This window comes from Rhizobium sp. WYJ-E13 (assembly GCF_018987265.1).
GTDB lineage: Bacteria > Pseudomonadota > Alphaproteobacteria > Rhizobiales > Rhizobiaceae > Rhizobium.
In genome coordinates, this window is record NZ_CP076854.1 from 723151 (window position 1) to 741263 (window position 18113).

At 61.0% G+C, this 18113-nt stretch carries 14 protein-coding genes and 1 pseudogene; 8 read left to right on the forward strand and 7 right to left on the reverse strand.

All coding sequences use genetic code 11. The annotated features are described in order from the left end of the window. Positions 1-151 precede the first annotated feature (151 nt). A complete protein-coding gene (locus tag KQ933_RS24865; protein ID WP_216760482.1) occupies positions 152-2242 on the forward strand; it encodes a bifunctional sugar-binding transcriptional regulator/dihydroxyacetone kinase subunit DhaK in 2091 nt (696 codons plus the stop codon). A 55-nt stretch (positions 2243-2297) separates the two neighbouring features. After that, a complete protein-coding gene (gene dhaL / locus KQ933_RS24870; protein WP_216760483.1) occupies positions 2298-2954 on the forward strand; it encodes a dihydroxyacetone kinase subunit DhaL in 657 nt (218 codons plus the stop codon). 71 nt (positions 2955-3025) lie between these two features. On the opposite strand, the pseudogene KQ933_RS24875 reads toward dhaL, so the two are convergent. Then, positions 3026-3262: pseudogene (locus tag KQ933_RS24875) on the reverse strand (alpha/beta hydrolase); the annotation flags it as partial. Then, positions 3262-5037, reverse strand: coding sequence for a cytochrome c biogenesis protein DipZ (locus KQ933_RS24880; protein WP_216760484.1), 1776 nt, complete (start codon positions 5035-5037; stop codon positions 3262-3264). The pseudogene KQ933_RS24875 and the gene KQ933_RS24880, both read right to left, overlap by 1 nt. A gap of 232 nt (positions 5038-5269) precedes the next feature. Between KQ933_RS24880 and KQ933_RS24885 the strand changes: the two genes are divergently transcribed. From KQ933_RS24885 to KQ933_RS24905, 5 genes are all read left to right on the forward strand, one after another. Next, positions 5270-5638, forward strand: a complete 369-nt coding sequence (locus tag KQ933_RS24885; RefSeq protein WP_216760485.1) for a DUF488 domain-containing protein — start codon at positions 5270-5272, stop codon at positions 5636-5638. Positions 5639-5775: 137 nt separating this feature from the next. Beyond that, entirely contained in the window at positions 5776-6819 is a 1044-nt protein-coding gene (locus tag KQ933_RS24890) for an alpha/beta fold hydrolase (protein WP_216760486.1), read from the forward strand. Positions 6820-6959: 140 nt separating this feature from the next. Beyond that, positions 6960-7700, forward strand: coding sequence for a response regulator (locus KQ933_RS24895; protein ID WP_216760487.1), 741 nt, complete (start codon positions 6960-6962; stop codon positions 7698-7700). Next, entirely contained in the window at positions 7697-9022 is a 1326-nt protein-coding gene (locus tag KQ933_RS24900) for an ATP-binding protein (RefSeq protein WP_216760488.1), read from the forward strand. Before KQ933_RS24895 ends, KQ933_RS24900 begins: the two co-directional genes overlap by 4 nt. A 159-nt stretch (positions 9023-9181) precedes the next feature. Beyond that, a complete protein-coding gene (locus KQ933_RS24905; protein WP_216760489.1) occupies positions 9182-9598 on the forward strand; it encodes an organic hydroperoxide resistance protein in 417 nt (138 codons plus the stop codon). A 292-nt stretch (positions 9599-9890) separates the two neighbouring features. Here KQ933_RS24905 and KQ933_RS24910 read toward each other — a convergent pair whose 3' ends face one another. The 3 genes from KQ933_RS24910 to KQ933_RS24920 form a co-directional block, all read right to left on the reverse strand. Next, positions 9891-10850 carry a S1C family serine protease gene (locus KQ933_RS24910; protein WP_216760490.1) on the reverse strand — a complete coding sequence of 320 codons (960 nt, stop codon included), beginning with the start codon at positions 10848-10850 and terminating at the stop codon, positions 9891-9893. Between the two features lie 166 nt (positions 10851-11016). Then, positions 11017-12201, reverse strand: a complete 1185-nt coding sequence (locus KQ933_RS24915) for an alpha-D-ribose 1-methylphosphonate 5-triphosphate diphosphatase (protein ID WP_216760798.1) — start codon at positions 12199-12201, stop codon at positions 11017-11019. A 280-nt stretch (positions 12202-12481) separates the two neighbouring features. After that, entirely contained in the window at positions 12482-13627 is a 1146-nt protein-coding gene (locus KQ933_RS24920; protein ID WP_216760491.1) for a Xaa-Pro peptidase family protein, read from the reverse strand. Positions 13628-13723: 96 nt separating this feature from the next. Between KQ933_RS24920 and KQ933_RS24925 the strand changes: the two genes are divergently transcribed. After that, positions 13724-15022: a S9 family peptidase gene (locus KQ933_RS24925; RefSeq protein ID WP_216760492.1), complete on the forward strand. Its 1299-nt coding sequence runs from the start codon at positions 13724-13726 to the stop codon at positions 15020-15022. A gap of 45 nt (positions 15023-15067) precedes the next feature. Here the strand turns inward: KQ933_RS24925 and KQ933_RS24930 are convergent, their stop codons facing one another. Together KQ933_RS24930 and KQ933_RS24935 are read right to left on the reverse strand one after the other, a co-directional pair. Beyond that, positions 15068-16165, reverse strand: coding sequence for an ABC transporter ATP-binding protein (locus KQ933_RS24930; protein ID WP_216760493.1), 1098 nt, complete (start codon positions 16163-16165; stop codon positions 15068-15070). A gap of 10 nt (positions 16166-16175) precedes the next feature. Beyond that, the gene (locus tag KQ933_RS24935; protein WP_216760494.1) at positions 16176-18107 is read right to left on the reverse strand and encodes a glycoside hydrolase family 127 protein; all 1932 of its coding nucleotides are present in this window, start codon (positions 18105-18107) and stop codon (positions 16176-16178) included. Between the last annotated feature and the right edge of the window lie 6 nt (positions 18108-18113).

Below are 18113 nucleotides of genomic sequence, written 5' to 3' on the forward strand. Positions count from 1 at the left end.
CAGACCGGGCTTTGGTGAGAGCCCGTGATCCTCCCTTGCATCACCGCCCCGGCCGCTGCGGCGGCCGGGCACAATCGGGCGAGGGCACGTTGAAAACTGCAGCTTTTGCGCTCATCTTCGCCGTCGATTTGGATGAGGGAAACCAGGCAGGATGACCGCTAAGACATCATCGGCACGAAGGAATGGTACGGCTGATATCGCGGCCGAGCCCATTCCGTTGCGCTACGGAGACGACCCCTATGTATGGGCGTGCTGGCTCTACTATGAAGACGGCATGACTCAGGGCGATATCGCCGAAACGATGGGCATTTCGCGCGCGACGGTGAACAGCTACCTCGCCGATGCGCGTGCCCGCGGCATCGTCAATATTTCCATCGAACCCGCGCGGTTAAGCTCACTGACCATCGCCCAGGAGCTGAAGCGGCATTTTGGCCTGCACGACTGTCTTGTCGTGCCGAGCGACGACAATACCCGTCCATTGATCGAGCGGCTCGGCTCAGCAGGCGCCCAGGCCCTGCAGAAGATCCTCAAATCCGGCGACACGCTGGCGGTTGTCTGGGGGCGTACGATCATGGCGGTCGGCGAGCAGGCTTCCATTCCGGGGCTTCAGGATATGACCGTCGTGCAGGCGACGGGCGGAACGAGCGCGACTTTCGCCTATACGCCGGAACTCTGTGCCGCGGCTTTTGCCGATGCGGTCGATGCCAAGCTCATCAATATTGCAGCACCTGCCATCGTCTCCAGCTCCGCGGTCCGCGATGTGTTCCTGCGCGAGCCGCTGATCGACGGGCAGTTCGAGGCGCTTTCACGGGCGAACAAGGTGATCTTCGGCATCGCCTCCATGCGGCCGAATTCCACCATCCATACAAGCGGCTTTTTCGATTCCGTATCGCTGCAGGACTATCTGGCCAAGGATGCGACCGGTGTGGTGGCGGGCCGTTTTATCGACGGTCACGGACGCCCTGTCGCGGGACCGCTGGACGACCGCACGGTCGGCATATCGCTCGATCTGTTGAAGAAAATCAACACGCGCATCGCCGTTGCCGGCGGTTTCGACAAAGTGCCGGCCATTCTTGCTGCACTCCGTGGTGGCTATGTCAATGTGCTCATCACCGATGCCGCGACCGGCCGCGGCATTCTCAATGCCGATGGCGTGACGGAGGTCGATCAGAAGCTCTCGCAACGCCCGAAGGTGGACAGCGAGATCACCACACCGCCGACTGGCTTCCGCACTCATATCAAGAAGTTCCTGAACAACCCCGACGATGTCGTGGAAGAAATGCTCGATGGCGTCGTCAAGGCACATGCGAGCTACCTTCGCCCGGTCGACAGTTCCCACCGTGCGCTCGTTGCCCGTTCAGGTCCGCGAGCCGGCAAGGTCGGTCTGGTCGTCGGGGGTGGCACGGGGCATGAGCCGGCCTTTCTCGGCTATGTCGGCAAGGGGCTTGCCGATGCGGTCGCGGTCGGCAACATCTTTTCCTCGCCGCCACCGGGGCCGATCCTGCAATGCGCCAAGGCGGCATCGGGCGGAGCGGGGGTACTCTTCGTCTATGGCAATTACGCCGGTGATGTGATGAACTTCGAGATGGCCGCCGAGATGGCCGCGGAGGAGAATATCGAGGTCCGCACGGTCGTGACGACCGACGATATCTCTTCCTCGCCCTTGGAGGACCGGGATGGTCGCCGCGGTGTTGCCGGCAATTTCTTCATCTTCAAGATCGCCGGTGCAGCCTGCGACCGCGGCCTGTCGCTCGATGCCTGCGAAGCCGTAACCCGCAAGGCCAATGCACGGACCTTCACCATGGGTGTCGCGCTTGAACCCAGTTCGCTGCCGCAGACGCGTCGCCATAATTTCGAGATCGGACCTGATGACATCGAGATCGGTATGGGTATCCATGGCGAGCCCGGCGTGATGCGGGAGAGGATGATGAGCGCCGATGCCGTCGTCGATGTCGTCATGGACAGGATTTTCTCGGAGATGAAAGCGGTCTCGGGAGATCGTGTCGCCGTGCTGGTCAATTCCTTCGGCGGCACGCCTCTGATGGAGCTCTACATTCTCTTCAGGCGCGTGGAACAGCGGCTGAGTGCAAAGGGCATCAAGATCGAGGCGAATTGGGTGGGGCATTATTGCACATCGCTCGACATGGTCGGCGCATCCATATCGGTCCTGCATCTCGATCAGGAACTGACGGATATGCTGCATCATCCTTGCGATACGGCATTCCTCAGGGTCGTAGACTGAAAAAAGAGAAGACAGCATCCCAGGGGCTGGGCTGCATGGAATTGGGAGGATACGCATGTCGGCAAACGCAGCCCGCCGCCTCAGCAGGATGTTTCACCGGATCTCGGTCGCAATTTCGGCTGAGAAGGACCATCTCTCCGATCTGGATGGCGCGATCGGCGATGCCGATCACGGCATCACAATGGCACTCGGTTTCCAGGCGGTGAATGGCGAACTGGCAAAGCGCGATCTCGATGAGATGCCGCCCTCAGAGGTGTTTTCAATTGCCGCCTCGGCCTTTCTCGATGCCGTCGGTGCGTCGACGGGACCTCTCTATGCGACGGCTTTTCGCAAGGCGGCGCAGGTCCTGAAGCAGGACGAAGCGCTCTCGGTTGCCGGCCAGGCGGCGATCGTCGAGGCGATGACATCAGGTATCAGGGAACGCGGCAAGGGACAGCGCGGCGACAAGACGATGCTGGATGCCTGGATCCCGGCAACCGAAGCGGCAGCCGCCGCACGCGACCGGCAGGCGAGCGTTTCGACCATGTGGGCGGAGATTGTCGACGCCGCCGATGCCGGCGCCCGCTCGACACGCTCCATGGTCGCCACCCGCGGCCGCGCCGCCCGCCTCGGCGAACGATCGCTCGGCCATATTGATCCCGGCGCCGCATCGGCCGTTGTCATCATCAAGGCAATGAAGGACACGTTCACGGAGAATGAGCCGGCGGAGTGATCCACCGGCTCCAGTTACCGCTTTCGGCTTGATTGCTTGCCTTCTGCCTCGGCAGCCTTCTCTATGATGTCCGCGAAAACCTGCGCTTTTGCCAGGAAGGCCGCTTCGTCTTTCGGCAGGTCAGCGGCGAAGTTATAAGGTGGCTGGGTCGAGATAGAGATACTTGCCGTCTTCGTCTCATGGATATTCATGCCGCCATGGCTGTGGCCGACGAGCAGGGTCGGGCCGTCCTGTAGATCGAGCACGCAGTTGGTCGCGGCGACGTCATCGGCGAGCGAAGTGATCGGCTCCTGGACGATGGTGGCGTTCAGCCGAACGTAAAGGCATAGGCCTGGACGCCAGGATCGAGGAAGCGGATCTCGAAGTTGCGGGCTTCGATGTCGCCGGACTGGCGCACCAGTTGGTAGAGCTTCGTCGAAGTCACCGTGCCGTTTCCATCGGCATCGATATCGCTTCCGTGATCGGCACCAGGCGCCTTGCCGTCGATCGTCACCTGGAAGCGAACGGGCTTGCCGTTAGCATCTGGACCGAGGACGAGGTGCAGGTCGCGGGCACTGAAGCGGTAGGCAATGCTGCCACCCGGCTGTTCGAGGGTCGCCTCTTCGGCACCGACGGTCCATTGGCCCGCGAGACCCCACTGGTTGAGACCCTGCTGCTTGACCGAATAGTCGTTGGCCGCATCGGCGCGCATGCTCTCGTTGGAGGCAAAGCCGGTCGCTTGCTTGTAGCCGATGTAAGTTTCGCCCGAGCCGATATGCTTCAGGTCCGGGCTTGCCTCGGCGCCCTTTGCATCCGGTGTCACCGGCGCGCCTTCGGCCATTTCACTGCCGGCCTCGCGTAGCAGATCCTGGATTGCCTGTTCGGTCTTGCGGTAGTTGCCTTCGCCGAAGTGATGTTCGCGGATCTGGCCCTTGGCGTCTATCAGGTAGTGAGCCGGCCAGTAGCTGTTATCGAAGGCACGCCAGATCTTGTAGTCGTTGTCGATTGCGACCGGGTAGCCGATCTTGAAGTCGCCAATGGCCTTTTTGACATTGTCGATCTTCTTCTCGAAGGCAAATTCCGGGGCATGCACGCCGATCACCACCAGGCCCTGGTCCTTGTACTTTTCAGCCCAGGCACGGACGTAGGGGATGGTGCGGATGCAGTTGATGCAGGAATAGGTCCAGAAATCGACGAGCACGACCTTGCCGCGGAGCTGTTCCATGGTCAGTGGCTGCGAATTCAGCCATTCGACGGCGCCATCGAGCGGCGGAGCAGAGCCTTCGACTGGAAGGTCGCTGTGGAAATGCGTCTTGGTATCGGCGAGGCCGATCATCTTGTCATTGCTTGCAACCTCGGACGGCACGCTGTCGGTCGGCTTCACGTTGAGTTTGTCGAGCACGGCCTGCTCGAAGGACGCCGTGCTGGCATAGGAAAGCTGCGACAGTAGACCGGTGTCGAGACCGAGTGCGATGACGACGACGCCTGCAAGCACGGCGGCTCCCAGCCCTTGGCGAATCCGCTCGCTGACGCCAAGCGACTTCTTCATGCCGGCAAAAATCTTTCCGCCGACGGAAAGGGCCGCCGCGAGCGAGGTGGCGGCACCTGCGGCATAGGCAATCAGCAGGAAAGTCGTCTCGAGATTGGCGCCCTGGAGAGCTGCCCCTGTCAGGACCAGACCCAGGATAGGCCCGGCGCAGGGTGCCCAGAGCAGACCGGTCGCGATGCCCAGAATGAGCGCGCTTGCCGCTGTCGGGGCAGAACCGGTCTTGCCGGACGCATTCAGCAGGCGGTTGCCGAAATCGACGACCGGCTGAGTGATGAAAGCAGCGATGCGTGGCGAAAGCAGGCTGACGCCGAAGACGGCAAGCAGGGCCAGTGCGGCAAGGCGGCCATATTCATTGGCGCTGATCGCCCAGCTTCCGCCGACGGCAGCAAGTGTTGCCACAAGCGCGAAGGTGGCGGCCATGCCGATTAGCATCGGTAGCGTGCTGCGTACGAAAGGCTGTCCGGCGCGAGCAAAGACGAAGGGAAGGATGGGGAGGATGCATGGGCTGAATATGGTCAGCGCCCCTCCGAGATAGGCAATGATAAGTAGCGTCATCATCGTTTCCTTTGAAACCGGGTTACGGGCTCTGGACGGCGATGCGGCTCGACCAGCAACGGGGCCAATCTGGTCGAGGCGATGTATCCCGGATGTGTCCGGTTTTGCGGCGAACTGTACCGAAGTGTAGGAAGCGCCACGATCGTGGCTGCGCTATCCTTCCTCCATTGTTGCTCTATCTGGCCGGAATCATCCCGGCCGAGATCGTCGTTCAGGCACGAAGGATGTGGAGATGATCAAAGTGGAAGCCATCAAGCTCAAACGTGTCTATGCGGCCAAGGCAGGCACGGATGGCGCCCGCCTGCTGGTCGATCGGATCTGGCCGCGCGGCCTCAGCAAGGAGCGCGCCGCTCTCGACGCCTGGGTGAAAGATGTCGCGCCGAGCACGGAACTGCGTCACTGGTTCAATCATGAGCCGGATCGTTGGGAGGAGTTCCACAGGCGCTACACGGAGGAGCTTCGGCACAAGGAAGAGGAAGTGAAGCTCGTGGCAGATTTCGCGAAGAAGGGTCCTGTTACGCTGCTCTATGCCGCTCAAGATGATGAGCACAACAATGCCGTCGTGCTTCGTGACTTCCTCATGCACCGGAAGTCCGAATGAGACAGCGGAGAATTGTATCAGAACGTATCCAGTAGGCCGGATGCTACATCCGCATGCAATAGAGCCGGATGCCCGAAACATCCGGGATACATGCCGGCTGTTTTTTCCTGTCATCAACTTGAAAACGGAGAGAGCCAATGTCCAACGAAATCAATCTTCAGCGTCGTCATTTTCTCGGTGTGGCTGCCATGACGATGGCAGCGGCCGAATTCGGCCTGACCGGCGCCGCCAGCGCCCAATCGATGCAAGCTACCGCGCCGACGGTTAAGGCTGGGACATACACTTCGTTTCAGGCGCTGAAGCAGGTCAAGGCTGGCGTGCTCAACGTTGGCTATGCCGAAGCCGGTCCGGCAGACGGCCCGGTTGTGCTTCTGCTGCATGGCTGGCCCTACGACATCTACAGCTTTGTCGATGTCGCACCTATCCTTGCAGATGCCGGATATCGCGTCATCATCCCGTATCTTCGCGGCTATGGCACGACCGAGTTTCTCTCTGCGAAGACCCCTCGTAACGGCCAGCAGGCCGCCATCGCGACCGATATGATCGACTTCATGGATGCTCTTGATATCGAGCGCGCCGTGATCGGTGGCTACGATTGGGGCGGTCGCACCGCAGACATCATGGCTGCTGTCTGGCCGGAACGCTGCAAGGGCCTGGTCTCCGTCAGCGGCTATCTGATCGGTAGCCAGGAAGCCAACAGGAAGCCCCTTCCGCCGCAGGCCGAGCTGTCCTGGTGGTATCAGTTCTATTTCGCCACCGAGCGCGGCCGCGCCGGCTATGAGGCCAACCGGCACGATTTCGCCAAGCTGATCTGGAAGCTCGCCTCGCCGCAATGGAATTTCGACGACGCGACCTTCGACCGCTCGGCCAAGGCTTTTGAAAACCCCGACCACGTGGCCATTACCATCCACAACTACCGCTGGCGGCTTGACCTTGCCAAGGGCGAAAAGAAGTACGACGCGCTGGAAAAGAAGCTTGCCGCCTTCCCGATCATTACAGTGCCGACCATCACCATGGAAGGCGATGCCAATGGCGCCCCGCATCCGGAGCCATCGGCCTATGCCAAGAGGTTCACCGGAAAATACGAACACCGCACCATCACCGGCGGCATTGGGCACAACCTGCCGCAGGAGGCACCGCAAGCCTTCGCCCAGGCCATCCTCGATGTTGATCGCTTCTGAATGAAAGCTACTGTCGCCGCCGCGAACGGAATTCCTGTTTCGCGGCAACCAATTCAGAGTCAAAAAGGGGGACAGCGAGTCTGTCCCCGGGAGCAGCGGGCCTGCTTTGCACCGACCGATAGAGGATCCGAAGTCTAGAGATGGAGCATGTCGACCATATCCTGATCGTCGATGACGATCGTGAAATCCGAGAGCTGGTTTCGAGCTACCTGACGAAGAACGGTCTCCGCACGAGCGTTGCTGCCGATGGCCGCCAGATGCGCAGTTTTCTCGAGGCCAATACGGTCGACCTCATCGTGCTCGATGTCATGATGCCCGGCGATGATGGGCTGGTACTTTGCCGTGAGCTGCGCGCCGGAAAACACAAGGCGACACCGATCCTGATGCTGACGGCCCGCAGCGACGAGATGGACCGTATTATCGGGCTCGAAATGGGCGCCGACGACTATCTGCCGAAACCGTTTGCCGCCCGCGAACTTCTGGCGCGCATCAAGGCCGTCTTGCGCCGCACCCGTGCCCTGCCGCCGAACCTGCAGATATCCGAGGCCGGGCAGTGGCTGCGCTTCGGCGACTGGCGCCTCGATACGGTCGGCAGGCACCTCCTCGACAAGGAGGGAACCGAAATTGCCCTCAGTGGTGCGGAATACCGCCTGCTGCGTGTCTTCATCGACCATCCGCAGCGGGTGCTCAACCGCGACCAGCTTCTGAACCTGACGCAGGGCCGTGATGCGGAACTCTTCGACCGCTCGATAGACCTTTTGGTCAGCCGCGTGCGTCAGCGGCTGGGGGATGATGCCCGCGAGCCGACCTATATCAAGACGGTGCGCAGCGAAGGTTACGTCTTTTCCGTTCCTGTGGAGATTGAAGAGGCCAGGTCATGAGTGTCGGAGCTGTTATTCGCTCCAGATTTTGGCCGAACACACTCAAGGCTCGGCTTTTCCTTATCCTCCTGTTGGGTCTGGCGATTGCCTATGGCCTGTCGTTCACCGTACTCTTCGTCGAGCGATCCATGTCCGCCAAGGCCGTCATGCTTGGTACGCTGGAAAGTGACGTCGCGACCTCGATCGCTGTTCTCGACCGCCTGCCGGCAGACCAGCGGGCCGGCCTGCTCGACCGCTTGAGCCGTGGCAATTATCGCTTCGTGCTCGGACCAGGTCTTCCCGGCGTGCCAGACAATTCCAGCAAGGGCAGGGAAATCGGCGGCAGGATCGAGGAGGCGATCGGCGGCACCTATCCGATTCGAATGGAAACCATTCCCGGCGATATCAGCCGGTTGCAGGCGCATCTGACGCTGAGCGACGGAAGCCCCCTGACAATCGACATTACGCCCCGACCTCCCATGCCGATTGCGGCATGGCTGCCCTATGTGCTCGCCATCCAGATGGTGCTGCTCGTGCTTTGCACATGGTTTGCCGTCCGTCAGGCGATCCGTCCGCTTGGCGCGCTTGCTGCCGCGGCCGATGCGCTCGATCCCAACAAGAAAGGGCCGCCGCTCAGCGAGCGCGGCCCGAGCGAAGTTGCGCATGCGGCGCGCGCCTTCAACACCATGCGGGAGCGAATTGCACATTATCTCGAAGAGCGCGTGCAGATTCTGGCGGCAATTTCCCACGACCTGCAGACGCCGATCACCCGCATGCGCCTGCGCGCCGATATGGCCGACGATTCTCCCGAGAAGGACAAGCTGGTGCGTGATCTCGGTGAGATCGAGCGGCTGGTGCAGGACGGGATCGCCTATGCCCGCAGCGCCCATGGCAATGGCGAGAAGTTTTCGCGCATTGACCTGTCATCCTTCATCGACAGCATCGCCTATGATTATCAGGACATGGACAAAGCCGTCGCCGTTATAGGCCTCGTGCAGGGTGTCGCATCGACAAAACCCCATGCGCTTCGACGCATTCTGACGAACTTCATCGATAATGCTCTGAAATTTGCCGGCGCCGCCGAAATCGGCGTCGAGCGGAAAGACGAGGGGGCTATCGCCATCACCGTGATGGATCGTGGCCCGGGCATTCCGGATGCCATGCTGGAAGCTGCCATGCAGCCTTTCTTCCGGCTGGAGCAATCGCGCAACCGGGAGACCGGCGGCACGGGGCTCGGCCTTGCCATCGCCCAGCAGCTGGCCGCAGCGATCGGCGGATCGGTGCGCCTCTATAACCGCGAAGGCGGCGGGCTGGCGGCCGAAATCACCATCCGCGCCAACTGAGCTTTTCACTGATTTGTATATGAAAATGTCTGGATCGGCTGGTGCTACGCTTTGATACATTTCGGCCGATTTGAGAAACATACGGGATACGTCAGGCCGTCAAAAACCACTCCGTCACCAGATGTCGCAAGCAGCGACAGGAAACGAAGGAGTGCTCAAATGACGACGATTGAAAAGGTTCTCTACACCGGCAAGACTCATACCACCGGCGGCCGCGGCGGTTCGGCCCGCAGCAGCGATGCACAGCTCGACATCAAGCTTTCGCCTCCAGGCAGCGCCCATGCCGGCACCAATCCAGAACAGCTCTTCGCAGCCGGCTGGTCGGCCTGCTTCATCGGCGCGATGGGCCTGGCCGCCGGCAAGCGCAAGCTGAAGCTTCCCGCTGATAGCGCGGTCGATGCTGAAGTCGATCTCGGCATGACCGGCGACGCCTATTTCCTGCAGGCGCGCCTGAACATCAGCCTGCCGGGTCTGGAACCGGAAGTTGCCCGCGCTCTCGTCGAGGAAGCCCATCAGACTTGCCCCTATTCGAAGGCGACGCGCGGCAACATCAATGTCGAGTTGAACCTCGTCTAAGGCATCAAGGATAAACGGGACGCAGACTTATTGCGTCCCCGGAGGCTTCGATGAAAAGGATCGTCATCTGTATTCTGGCCGTAAGCGTTTTTGCTGCACCTTGCATCTACGACGTGTTCTCTAATGAACCATCGCCTTTGCTGGGTTTGCTTGCCGCAGCCGCTCTTGCGCCCGAATCCTTATAATCATCGCGATTCCATGTCGCGAAAGGCAAACAGACAAGGCGCCCGCCGAAAGACGGGTGCCTCATTACCTGAACGGCTGATTTCCAGGCACGCCATGGTGCGACCAGCTAATTCGCTCTTTTCGTTGGACGGACGGTGCGCTGTTCGATCCGGCCAGCGACGGAGAAGATCAGCACATCGATGTCGGCATCTACCGTCGCGCCGTCAAGAAGCCGAACAACGTCGTCTATTCCCGATACGGGATGCCCGCTGATGGCGAGCAGGTAATCACCTTCGCGAAGACCGGCCATGGCAGCCGGACCGCCGTTTTCGACGCGACGCAGGCGCACCGTTGTCCGCTGCGGAACACCGGCCTTAAGCGCAATGCGCCGATGCAGGTCGACCGTATCGGCGGCAATGCCGATATATCCGCGGCGGACTTCGCCAAAACGCAGAATTTCGGAGACGACATGTTTGGCGGTATTCGAGGCGACCGCAAAGGCAATGCTCTGCGCGCCTTGGATGACGGCGGTGTTGACGCCTATGACCTCGCCGGTCGAAGAAACGAGGGGACCGCCCGAATTGCCGGGATTAAGTGCCGCATCGGTCTGGATGATATCTTCCATCAGCCGGCCACTGGCAGCACGCATCGAGCGTCCGAGCGCGGAAACCACGCCAGCCGTGACAGTCCATTCAAAGCCGAGCGGGTTGCCGATGGCAACAGCGATGTGGCCGCGCTTCAGCTTCTTCGAATCGGCAAGCTGCGCCCATGCGCCGGACCAGTCATTGGCTCGGATCAAGGCAAGGTCGGTGTCTTCATCGCGGCCAAGCACCCGGCCTTCGACGACTGCGCCATCTGGCGTCTTGATGGTAACGGCCCTTGCATCGCCGACGACATGATTGTTGGTAACGACGAGACCATCGGGCGAGATGGCGAAGCCGGAACCATGTCCCGCCCGTCCACCGACGCGTTCGATCCGGCTGACGGCCGGACCGACGGTGTCGACGGCGTTTGACACCGTTTCAGAATAGGCATCCAGCAGTCCGGCATCTGATGACGGCTGAATGTCACGATCAATGAATCCCATGAAATCTCCTCCGACGCGAGAGGCGTCGACGTTGAGGACCGGCAGCGACTGCTGATGGCAAAGGGCTGTCAGTTCGACAGGTGAACAATGGAGATATCAGGTGAGGCTCGCGGGCTCGTCTTTCAAGAGACGCGCCGAAACGCCCCGCGAAAGGCGTTGGGCGCCTTCAGCATGAGATCGCGTATGGTGTCGACAATCCCTGAACAGTTCCATCCGAGTAGACCAGTTTTCCGCGGCAGAAGGTTGCCCTCAGCCGTGGCAGACGACCGCGCTCAGCGATGACAAGATCGGCACGCAGGCCAACGTCGATCGCGCCACGATCTGTAAGCCCGAGCGCCGTCGCTGGGTTAGCGCTGACGAGCGCCACGGATGCCGGCAGCCCGCCCGATCCGGCTTCTGCAAGCGCGATGGCGGCCGGCAGCATGGCGGAGGGGTGGTAATCGCTCGCCAGAATGTCGAGGACGCCGTGCTCGTAGGCCTCTCGGGCAGACAGATTTCCCGAATAGGACAGGCCGCGAAGCGCGTTCGGCGCCCCCATGGCTGTTGCCAGTCCGAGTTTGCGAGCTTCCTGTGCTGCGGCCATCGTCACTGGAAATTCGCTGATGCGTGCACCCAGTCCCTCGACGATCGCAACTTTTTCGATGCTGTCATCGTCGTGGGAGGCGATGATGACGCCATGATCGCGCGCGGTGGCAGCAATTCCCTCCAGATTGTCGGCCGCATCATTGTTTTGGGCTCGGTATTCGATGCGCTCTCGCACGCGGCGCGCTGCCTGTTCAAGCGTGATTTTGTTGTTGCGGGCAATCGTCTCGATATGCCGCTCGACATCGCGATACTGGCCCTGTCCCGGCGTGTGGTCCATCAGCGACACGAGGTCGAGGGCGCCGGCCCGCAGCAGATCTTCGATCACGGCGCGGGCATGAGTGAAGGTGATTTCGAAGCGCGCATGGACCCTGTGGTCGACAAGAAGATCATTTTTTCGGAGCTCGATCAGGGTCTGGATAATCGAACGCGAATGTTCTTCCGAGCGCAGGTGGCCGTAGCCGTTGTTACCGTGGAAGGAAAGCGCCGCAAAGGCGGTGGTGATGCCATTGCCGGCGAGTTTCTTGTCGAGTTCGAAGAGGCCGAGCTCCAAAGGAAAGCGTACATTCAGGCGCGGCTCGATCTCACGCTCGATCATGTCTCCATGCATGTCGACGAAGCCGGGAAGCAGAAGCCTGCCGTCGCCATTGATGTCGGCGGAGGCCGCTGGCTGTTCCCTGATTTCCGTGATCATGCCGCCTTCGACCCTGACTGCGCCGCGAGGTATGACCCTATCGCGCAGTACGACTTCGAAATCACTCAGCCACATCATCTGCTCCATCGTAGATTTGTCTGGTCTGCAGATACGACGGCCTCATCATCTGCTCGCGTATGTGGCCGACGCCGCAGTGTCGGAAGCTCGAAGAGCCTCCATCCACGACAATTCACTCGTGAGCTAACCTGTTACGCTGCTGCGATGACAAAATGTGTCAGCAAGATCTTCGATCCGGAGAGGCCTCATCAAAAACGAGCGGCTCGATGTGATGGCTGCAAATCAGGGCGATTACGGCCGATATGAATAGGCTTTTCGCCTGTTTGCTGGATGGAACTTAGACTGCGCAAGGGTTCGCAGCCGGCGTCGTGAACCAGTGTGGTCCGTCTTCGGCCATGTAGATATGATCTTCGAGGCGGACACCGAACGTACCGGGGAAGACAATCATTGGTTCGTTAGAAAAGCACATGCCTGGGGCCAGCGGAGTTCTGTTACCCCGCACGATATAGGGCGCCTCGTGGATTTCGAGGCCGAGACCATGACCGGCGCGATGCGGCAGGCCGGGCAGGCGGTAGTCAGGGCCGAGGCCATGGCGCGCAAAATTGTTGCGGGCAGCCGTATCCAGGCCTTCGCAGGGTGCGCCGAGTTTTGCCGCATCGAAAACGGCCTGCTGGCCCCCGCGCTCGACCGCCCAGGCGCGTTCGAATTCGCCATTACCCTCGTCGAGCATATAGGTGCGTGTCAGATCCGAATGATAGCCGTCGAGGCGGCAACCGGTGTCGACGAGAATGACATCGCCCGCCTGCAGGATCTGTTCGCCATCTGCGCCATGCGGCAGCGCGGTTGCCTCACCGAAGGAGACGATGCAGAAGGTCGAGCCGCCGTCGGCGCCTGCCGCCCGATGCTGCTGATCGATAAAGCGAATCACCTCCGAAGCCGCTGTGCCGGGTGCGAGCGTATCGCGGACCTTGCGGTGAATATCCAGCGTGATGCCCATCGCATGATGGATGAGGGCGATTTCCGCCGGCGATTTGATGGCACGCAGCGCGCGGATGAGAGGTCCGCCGTCGACGAGACGCGCAGCGCCCATCTGTTCGGTAAAGGCATGATAGAAGGCAAGCGGCAGTGCGTCGTCGAGGGCGAGTTTGCCTGTTGGCCCGGCTAGCCGCGAGACGAGCGCCGCCGGGCTTTCCTCTTCTTCCCAGACGGCGATCTCACCCGGCAGATGCGGCAGCGTCTCGACACGGCTGCGCTCGAAACCGGGCACGATATAAATCAGCTTATCGTCAGTCACGAGCGCGCCGAGCAGGCGTTCGCTCAGGTGCCAGACGAGGCCGGTGAAATAGCGTAAGCTCTCAGTCGGGCCGAGCAAGGTGGCAGCGATGCCTTGCGCCTGCATGCTTTCGCGCAGGCGCGACAGGCGGCTCTGCCTTTCTTCGTCTGTGATGGCTGCGACGGGATGGGACCAGGCTGGGAGAGACACGCTATATATCCGTGATTTTTGCCGAAATTAGATGCTTGATTCCAACATAGGGCAATTGTAGGCACTGTGTCGACAAACAATCTACAGGATCTGACCATGCTCGTCAGCGAATACACGATCCCCGGCGTCCATGTTCGCGACCATCTCGTCGACGTGCCGCTCGACTGGAAAAAGCCGGATGGCGTATCGATCAAGGTCTTTGCGCGCGAAGTCTGCGATCCCACGCGCAAACAAGAAAAATTGCCCGTCCTGCTGTTCCTGCAGGGTGGTCCTGGCGGCAAATCACCGCGTCCGGTCGGCGGCGGCCCCTCCTGGCTGGGTGAAGCGCTCAAAAACTATCGCGTCGTGCTGCTCGATCAGCGCGGCACCGGACGAAGCACACGCATCGAGAGTGCCACCATGGCCGCCTTTGCGGATGGGAAGGCAGGGGCCGATTATCTCAGCTGTTTCCGCGCAGGCAGCATCATTGCCGATTGCGAGCATATTCGGAAGAGCGTGTTCGGCGGGGTGCGCTGGGAGACGCTTGGCCAGAGTTATGGCGGCTTCCTGACATTGACCTATCTGTCACAGGCCCCGGAGGGACTGGCCGCCTGTTATGTCACCGGCGGACTGGCCGGGCTTTCGGCAACAGGCGATGACGTCTATCGCCGCACCTATCCGCGGGTTGCGGCCAAGAACCGGGAATATTATCAGCGATATCCGGCTGATCGCGATCGCATCGCCCGCATCGCCGAGCGCATTGCCGCCAATGACATCCGCCTTCCGGATGGCGATCGCCTGACGGTGCGCCGCCTGCAGACGATCGGCATCGATTTCGGCATGGCGCCGGGTTACGAGAATGTGCACTGGCTGGTGGACGAGGCCTTTTCCGATCAGGAAGAGACACGGTTTTCAGATGCCTTCCTGGCCTCGGTCATGTCGCTGACCTCTTATGACGGAAATCCGATGTTCGCCGTGCTGCAGGAGAGCATTTACGGGCAGGGCAGGGGTGCAACGGGCTGGGCCGCGGAGCGCATCCGATCGGAATTTGCCGAATTCGATGAAGGGAGCCGGCCGCTCTATCTGACCGGCGAGATGATGTATCCGTGGATGTTTGAGGAAATCCGCTCGCTGCGGCCGTTCCGTGATGCCGTGGAGGAACTGGCGCGTTGCGACGGGTTCGAACCGCTCTACGATCCTGCGCGGCTGTCATCGAGCGAGATCCCGGTCGCTGCGGCGGTCTATTTCGACGACATGTATGTCGATGCCGAGCTGTCGCTCGCCACCGCCCGTAACGTCGGCAATATCAGGACCTGGGTGACGAATGAATTCGAACATGACGGCGTGCGCCAGTCCCCAGCCGTCTTCACACGTCTCAGGCAGATGGTGCGTGATCGCGGGGGTCCCCTCGGATAATCCGAGGGGCCTTCATCTCGGGTGCGTTCGCGGGCCTGCCAGACGTCAGGCCGAAAGCGACCTGCCGCCGATGGGATCGAAGAGGTGCATACGGTTCATGTTGAAGGAGAGCGGCATTTTCGTGCGCGGACGCGGATCGCTCTCCGGATCGACATTAGCGCACATGCTGGCCGAACCGATGTCGAAATAGATCATTGTCTCCGGCCCCAGCGGCTCCACCAGATCGACATTCGCCTCAATGGTTTCGAAGCCGGGTTTCGGCGTCAGGCTTGATATCGATTCAGGCCGGATTCCGAAGATGACCGGTTTGCCGGCATGCGCCAGGTATTCCTGAGCCCGCGTCACTGGAACCGCAAGCCGGCTGCCGTCTTCCAGGATGACGACCAGTCCATTGCCGTCGGCCTCGAGCGTTGCGTTGAGGAAGTTCATCGACGGCGAGCCGATGAAACCGGCCACGAACTGACTGACAGGATTATGGTAGAGTTCCTGCGGCGGCCCGGCCTGCTCGATAATGCCGCCATTCATGACGACGACGCGATCGGCCATGGTCATCGCCTCGACCTGGTCGTGGGTGACATAGACGGTCGTGGTCGGCAGCAATTGGTGCAGGCGCTTGATCTCGGTACGCATCTGCACCCGCAGCTTGGCATCGAGGTTGGAAAGGGGTTCGTCGAACAGGAAGACCTTGGGATTGCGCACGATGGCACGGCCCATGGCGACACGCTGGCGCTGCCCGCCCGAGAGCTGGCCGGGGCGCCGCGACAGGAGTTCGGTAATATGCAGCGTCTCGGCGGCACGGCTGATGCGCTCGTCGATCTCCGCTTTCGGCAGCTTCTGCTGCTCAAGGCAGAAGGAGATGTTTTCCCTGACGCTCATATGCGGATAGAGCGCGTAGTTCTGGAACACCATCGCAATGTCGCGCTTGCCGGGGCCGAGCCGGTTGACGACCTGATCGCCGATGACGATATCGCCGCCGGTGATATGCTCCAGTCCGGCGATCATGCGCAGCGTCGTCGATTTGCCGCAGCCGGACGGGCCGACGAAGACGACGAATTCGTTGTCTTCGATATTGAGGTTGATGCCGCGCACGGCTTCGTAGATGCCGTAGGATTTGACCACGTTGCGCAGTTCAAGGCGTGCCATTGCGATCTCCCTACTTCTCGTGCAGCCAGACGACCATCGCGCCCGGCTCTCGGTTTGCCCAAAGATGATAGGGGATTGCCCTGAACCGTGTCGGCTTCAGCGCCGGCGGCTCTGTGCGATAGAGCGTTTCCCGCCAGTCGGATGCATCGGCTTCCAGCGCATCGCCTTCAAGAATCGTGGCCCCGCCGAGAAGCGTTTCGTCGAAGCTCGCGGCAATCTCGCCCTGCGAAGGCAGCCTCAGCCGTTGCGGCTCCGTGCCGAGATCGGCTTCCTCGACGCAGAAGATCACCGGGCCGCGCCGCAGCGCAAAACGGCCATTGTCTTCGGTTGCGGCCGGATGGGCATAGAGCCGGTCGACAGGCATATCGAAGGAGAGGCGAACCTCGTCGCCATCCTTCCATTCGCGTTCGATCGCTGCATAGCCCCTGGTGATATCGAGCATGAGCACCTCGCCATTGACGAAAGCCCTGGCATCGCGGCACCAGCCCGGAATGCGCAGTCGCAGGGTGAAATGCTTCGGCCGCTCGAGGCCAAGCGAGATCCCGACGTCGCCGTTCCACGGATATAACGTCTTCTGCGTCAGGCGCAGGAAAGTGTTGCCGACCGAGAGCTCGGCGGCGTTTTCACCGTAGAGATGGATGGCCACCTCATCGGCTTTGGTCGAGTAGAAGTACTGGCCGAGCGAGGTGATGAAGCGGGCGATGTTGGTCGGGCAGCACGGGCAGTAGTGCCATTTCCAGCGGCGGTTCTGGCCGTGGCTTTCGAGCACGTTCTCATAGAAATAATGTTCGCCATCGCGGGAGATGCCTGACAGCGCGCCGTTGTAGAGTACGGTTTCGAGCTTGTCGGTAAACTTGCTGTCGAGCTCGATCTGCGCCATGCGATGGCTGAAGAAACCGAGCGCAACGGCTGCGCAGGTTTCGGCATAGGCCGTCTCGTTCGGCAGGTCGTATTCGCGGGTAAAGCCCTCGTTCGAAGCCGAAGGGCCGAGGCCACCGGTGACATAGAGCTGGCGTCCCACCAAATTATCGAAGAGCCGGTCGCACGCGCTTTTCAGGCTCTCGTCGTCATTCTCGAAGGCAAGGTCGGCCATGGCGGAGAACAGGTACATGGCGCGCACCGCGTGGCCGACGACCTGTGTCTGCTCGCGCACCGGCATATGGGCCTGGCTGTAGGCATAGGTCTGAAAGACGTAGCCGGCCGGGTCTTCGCCGCGCTTGCGCGCCTCTTCGTCGTAATAGGAGGGCATCTGACCGCGCTCGTCGACGAAATAGGTGGCAAGCTTTAGATGCCGGGGGTCCCTCGTCACGCGGTAGAGCTTGACCAGCGCCAGCTCGATTTCCTCATGCGCATCATAGCCGCGCAGCTTGCCCGGCTCGCGGCCGAAGGTGTCGATGATGTGATCGACGGCGCGGATCATCACGTCAAGGAAGCGACGCTTGCCTGTCGCCTCGAAATAGGCGACGGCGCCTTCCAGCAGATGCCCCATCGAGTACATTTCATGCAGATCGCGCAGGTTGGTCCAGCGCTTTTCCGGCTCGCGGCGGATGAACCAGCTGTTGAGGTAACCGTCGGCCATCTGGCCGCGTTCGAGCTTTTCGACGATCGCGTCGATCTTCGCCTCGATGTCAGGGTTAGGACTGTTCTTCAGCGTGTAGCTCGCTGCCTCGATCCATTTGCCGAAATCGGAATCGAAGAAATGCTGCATCGACAGGCCGCTCGGCTGGATCGGCCGCGCCAACGGGCCGGCCGGCTTGTCGAAGTCGAGCACTTCGAGGAAGCCTTCCTCATCGAGCCGCATGTGCTGGGTTGGAATGGTCACGTCGCGGACGGTCTCCGTCCAGCTCTTCCAGAAGCCGCCATTGAAGGCGACGCGGGTGTGGTCGGCCGGCACGTATCGGTCGATCGGGGATCGTGACGGGGATTTCTGAACGATGGGCATGGAAAC

Excerpts from the sequence above, each read along its gene's own strand:
- KQ933_RS24925 (WP_216760492.1), top strand. The coding sequence starts at position 13,724 with ATGCTCGTCAGCGAATACACGATCCCCGGCGTCCATGTTCGCGACCAT.
- KQ933_RS24935 (WP_216760494.1), bottom strand. The coding sequence starts at position 18,107 with ATGCCCATCGTTCAGAAATCCCCGTCACGATCCCCGATCGACCGATAC.
- KQ933_RS24905 (WP_216760489.1), top strand. The coding sequence starts at position 9,182 with ATGACGACGATTGAAAAGGTTCTCTACACCGGCAAGACTCATACCACC.
- dhaL (WP_216760483.1), top strand. The coding sequence starts at position 2,298 with ATGTCGGCAAACGCAGCCCGCCGCCTCAGCAGGATGTTTCACCGGATC.
- KQ933_RS24910 (WP_216760490.1), bottom strand. The coding sequence starts at position 10,850 with ATGGGATTCATTGATCGTGACATTCAGCCGTCATCAGATGCCGGACTG.
- KQ933_RS24930 (WP_216760493.1), bottom strand. The coding sequence starts at position 16,165 with ATGGCACGCCTTGAACTGCGCAACGTGGTCAAATCCTACGGCATCTAC.
- KQ933_RS24880 (WP_216760484.1), bottom strand. The coding sequence starts at position 5,037 with ATGACGCTACTTATCATTGCCTATCTCGGAGGGGCGCTGACCATATTC.
- KQ933_RS24915 (WP_216760798.1), bottom strand. The coding sequence starts at position 12,201 with ATGTGGCTGAGTGATTTCGAAGTCGTACTGCGCGATAGGGTCATACCT.
- KQ933_RS24890 (WP_216760486.1), top strand. The coding sequence starts at position 5,776 with ATGTCCAACGAAATCAATCTTCAGCGTCGTCATTTTCTCGGTGTGGCT.
- KQ933_RS24865 (WP_216760482.1), top strand. The coding sequence starts at position 152 with ATGACCGCTAAGACATCATCGGCACGAAGGAATGGTACGGCTGATATC.
- KQ933_RS24895 (WP_216760487.1), top strand. The coding sequence starts at position 6,960 with ATGGAGCATGTCGACCATATCCTGATCGTCGATGACGATCGTGAAATC.
- KQ933_RS24900 (WP_216760488.1), top strand. The coding sequence starts at position 7,697 with ATGAGTGTCGGAGCTGTTATTCGCTCCAGATTTTGGCCGAACACACTC.
- KQ933_RS24885 (WP_216760485.1), top strand. The coding sequence starts at position 5,270 with ATGATCAAAGTGGAAGCCATCAAGCTCAAACGTGTCTATGCGGCCAAG.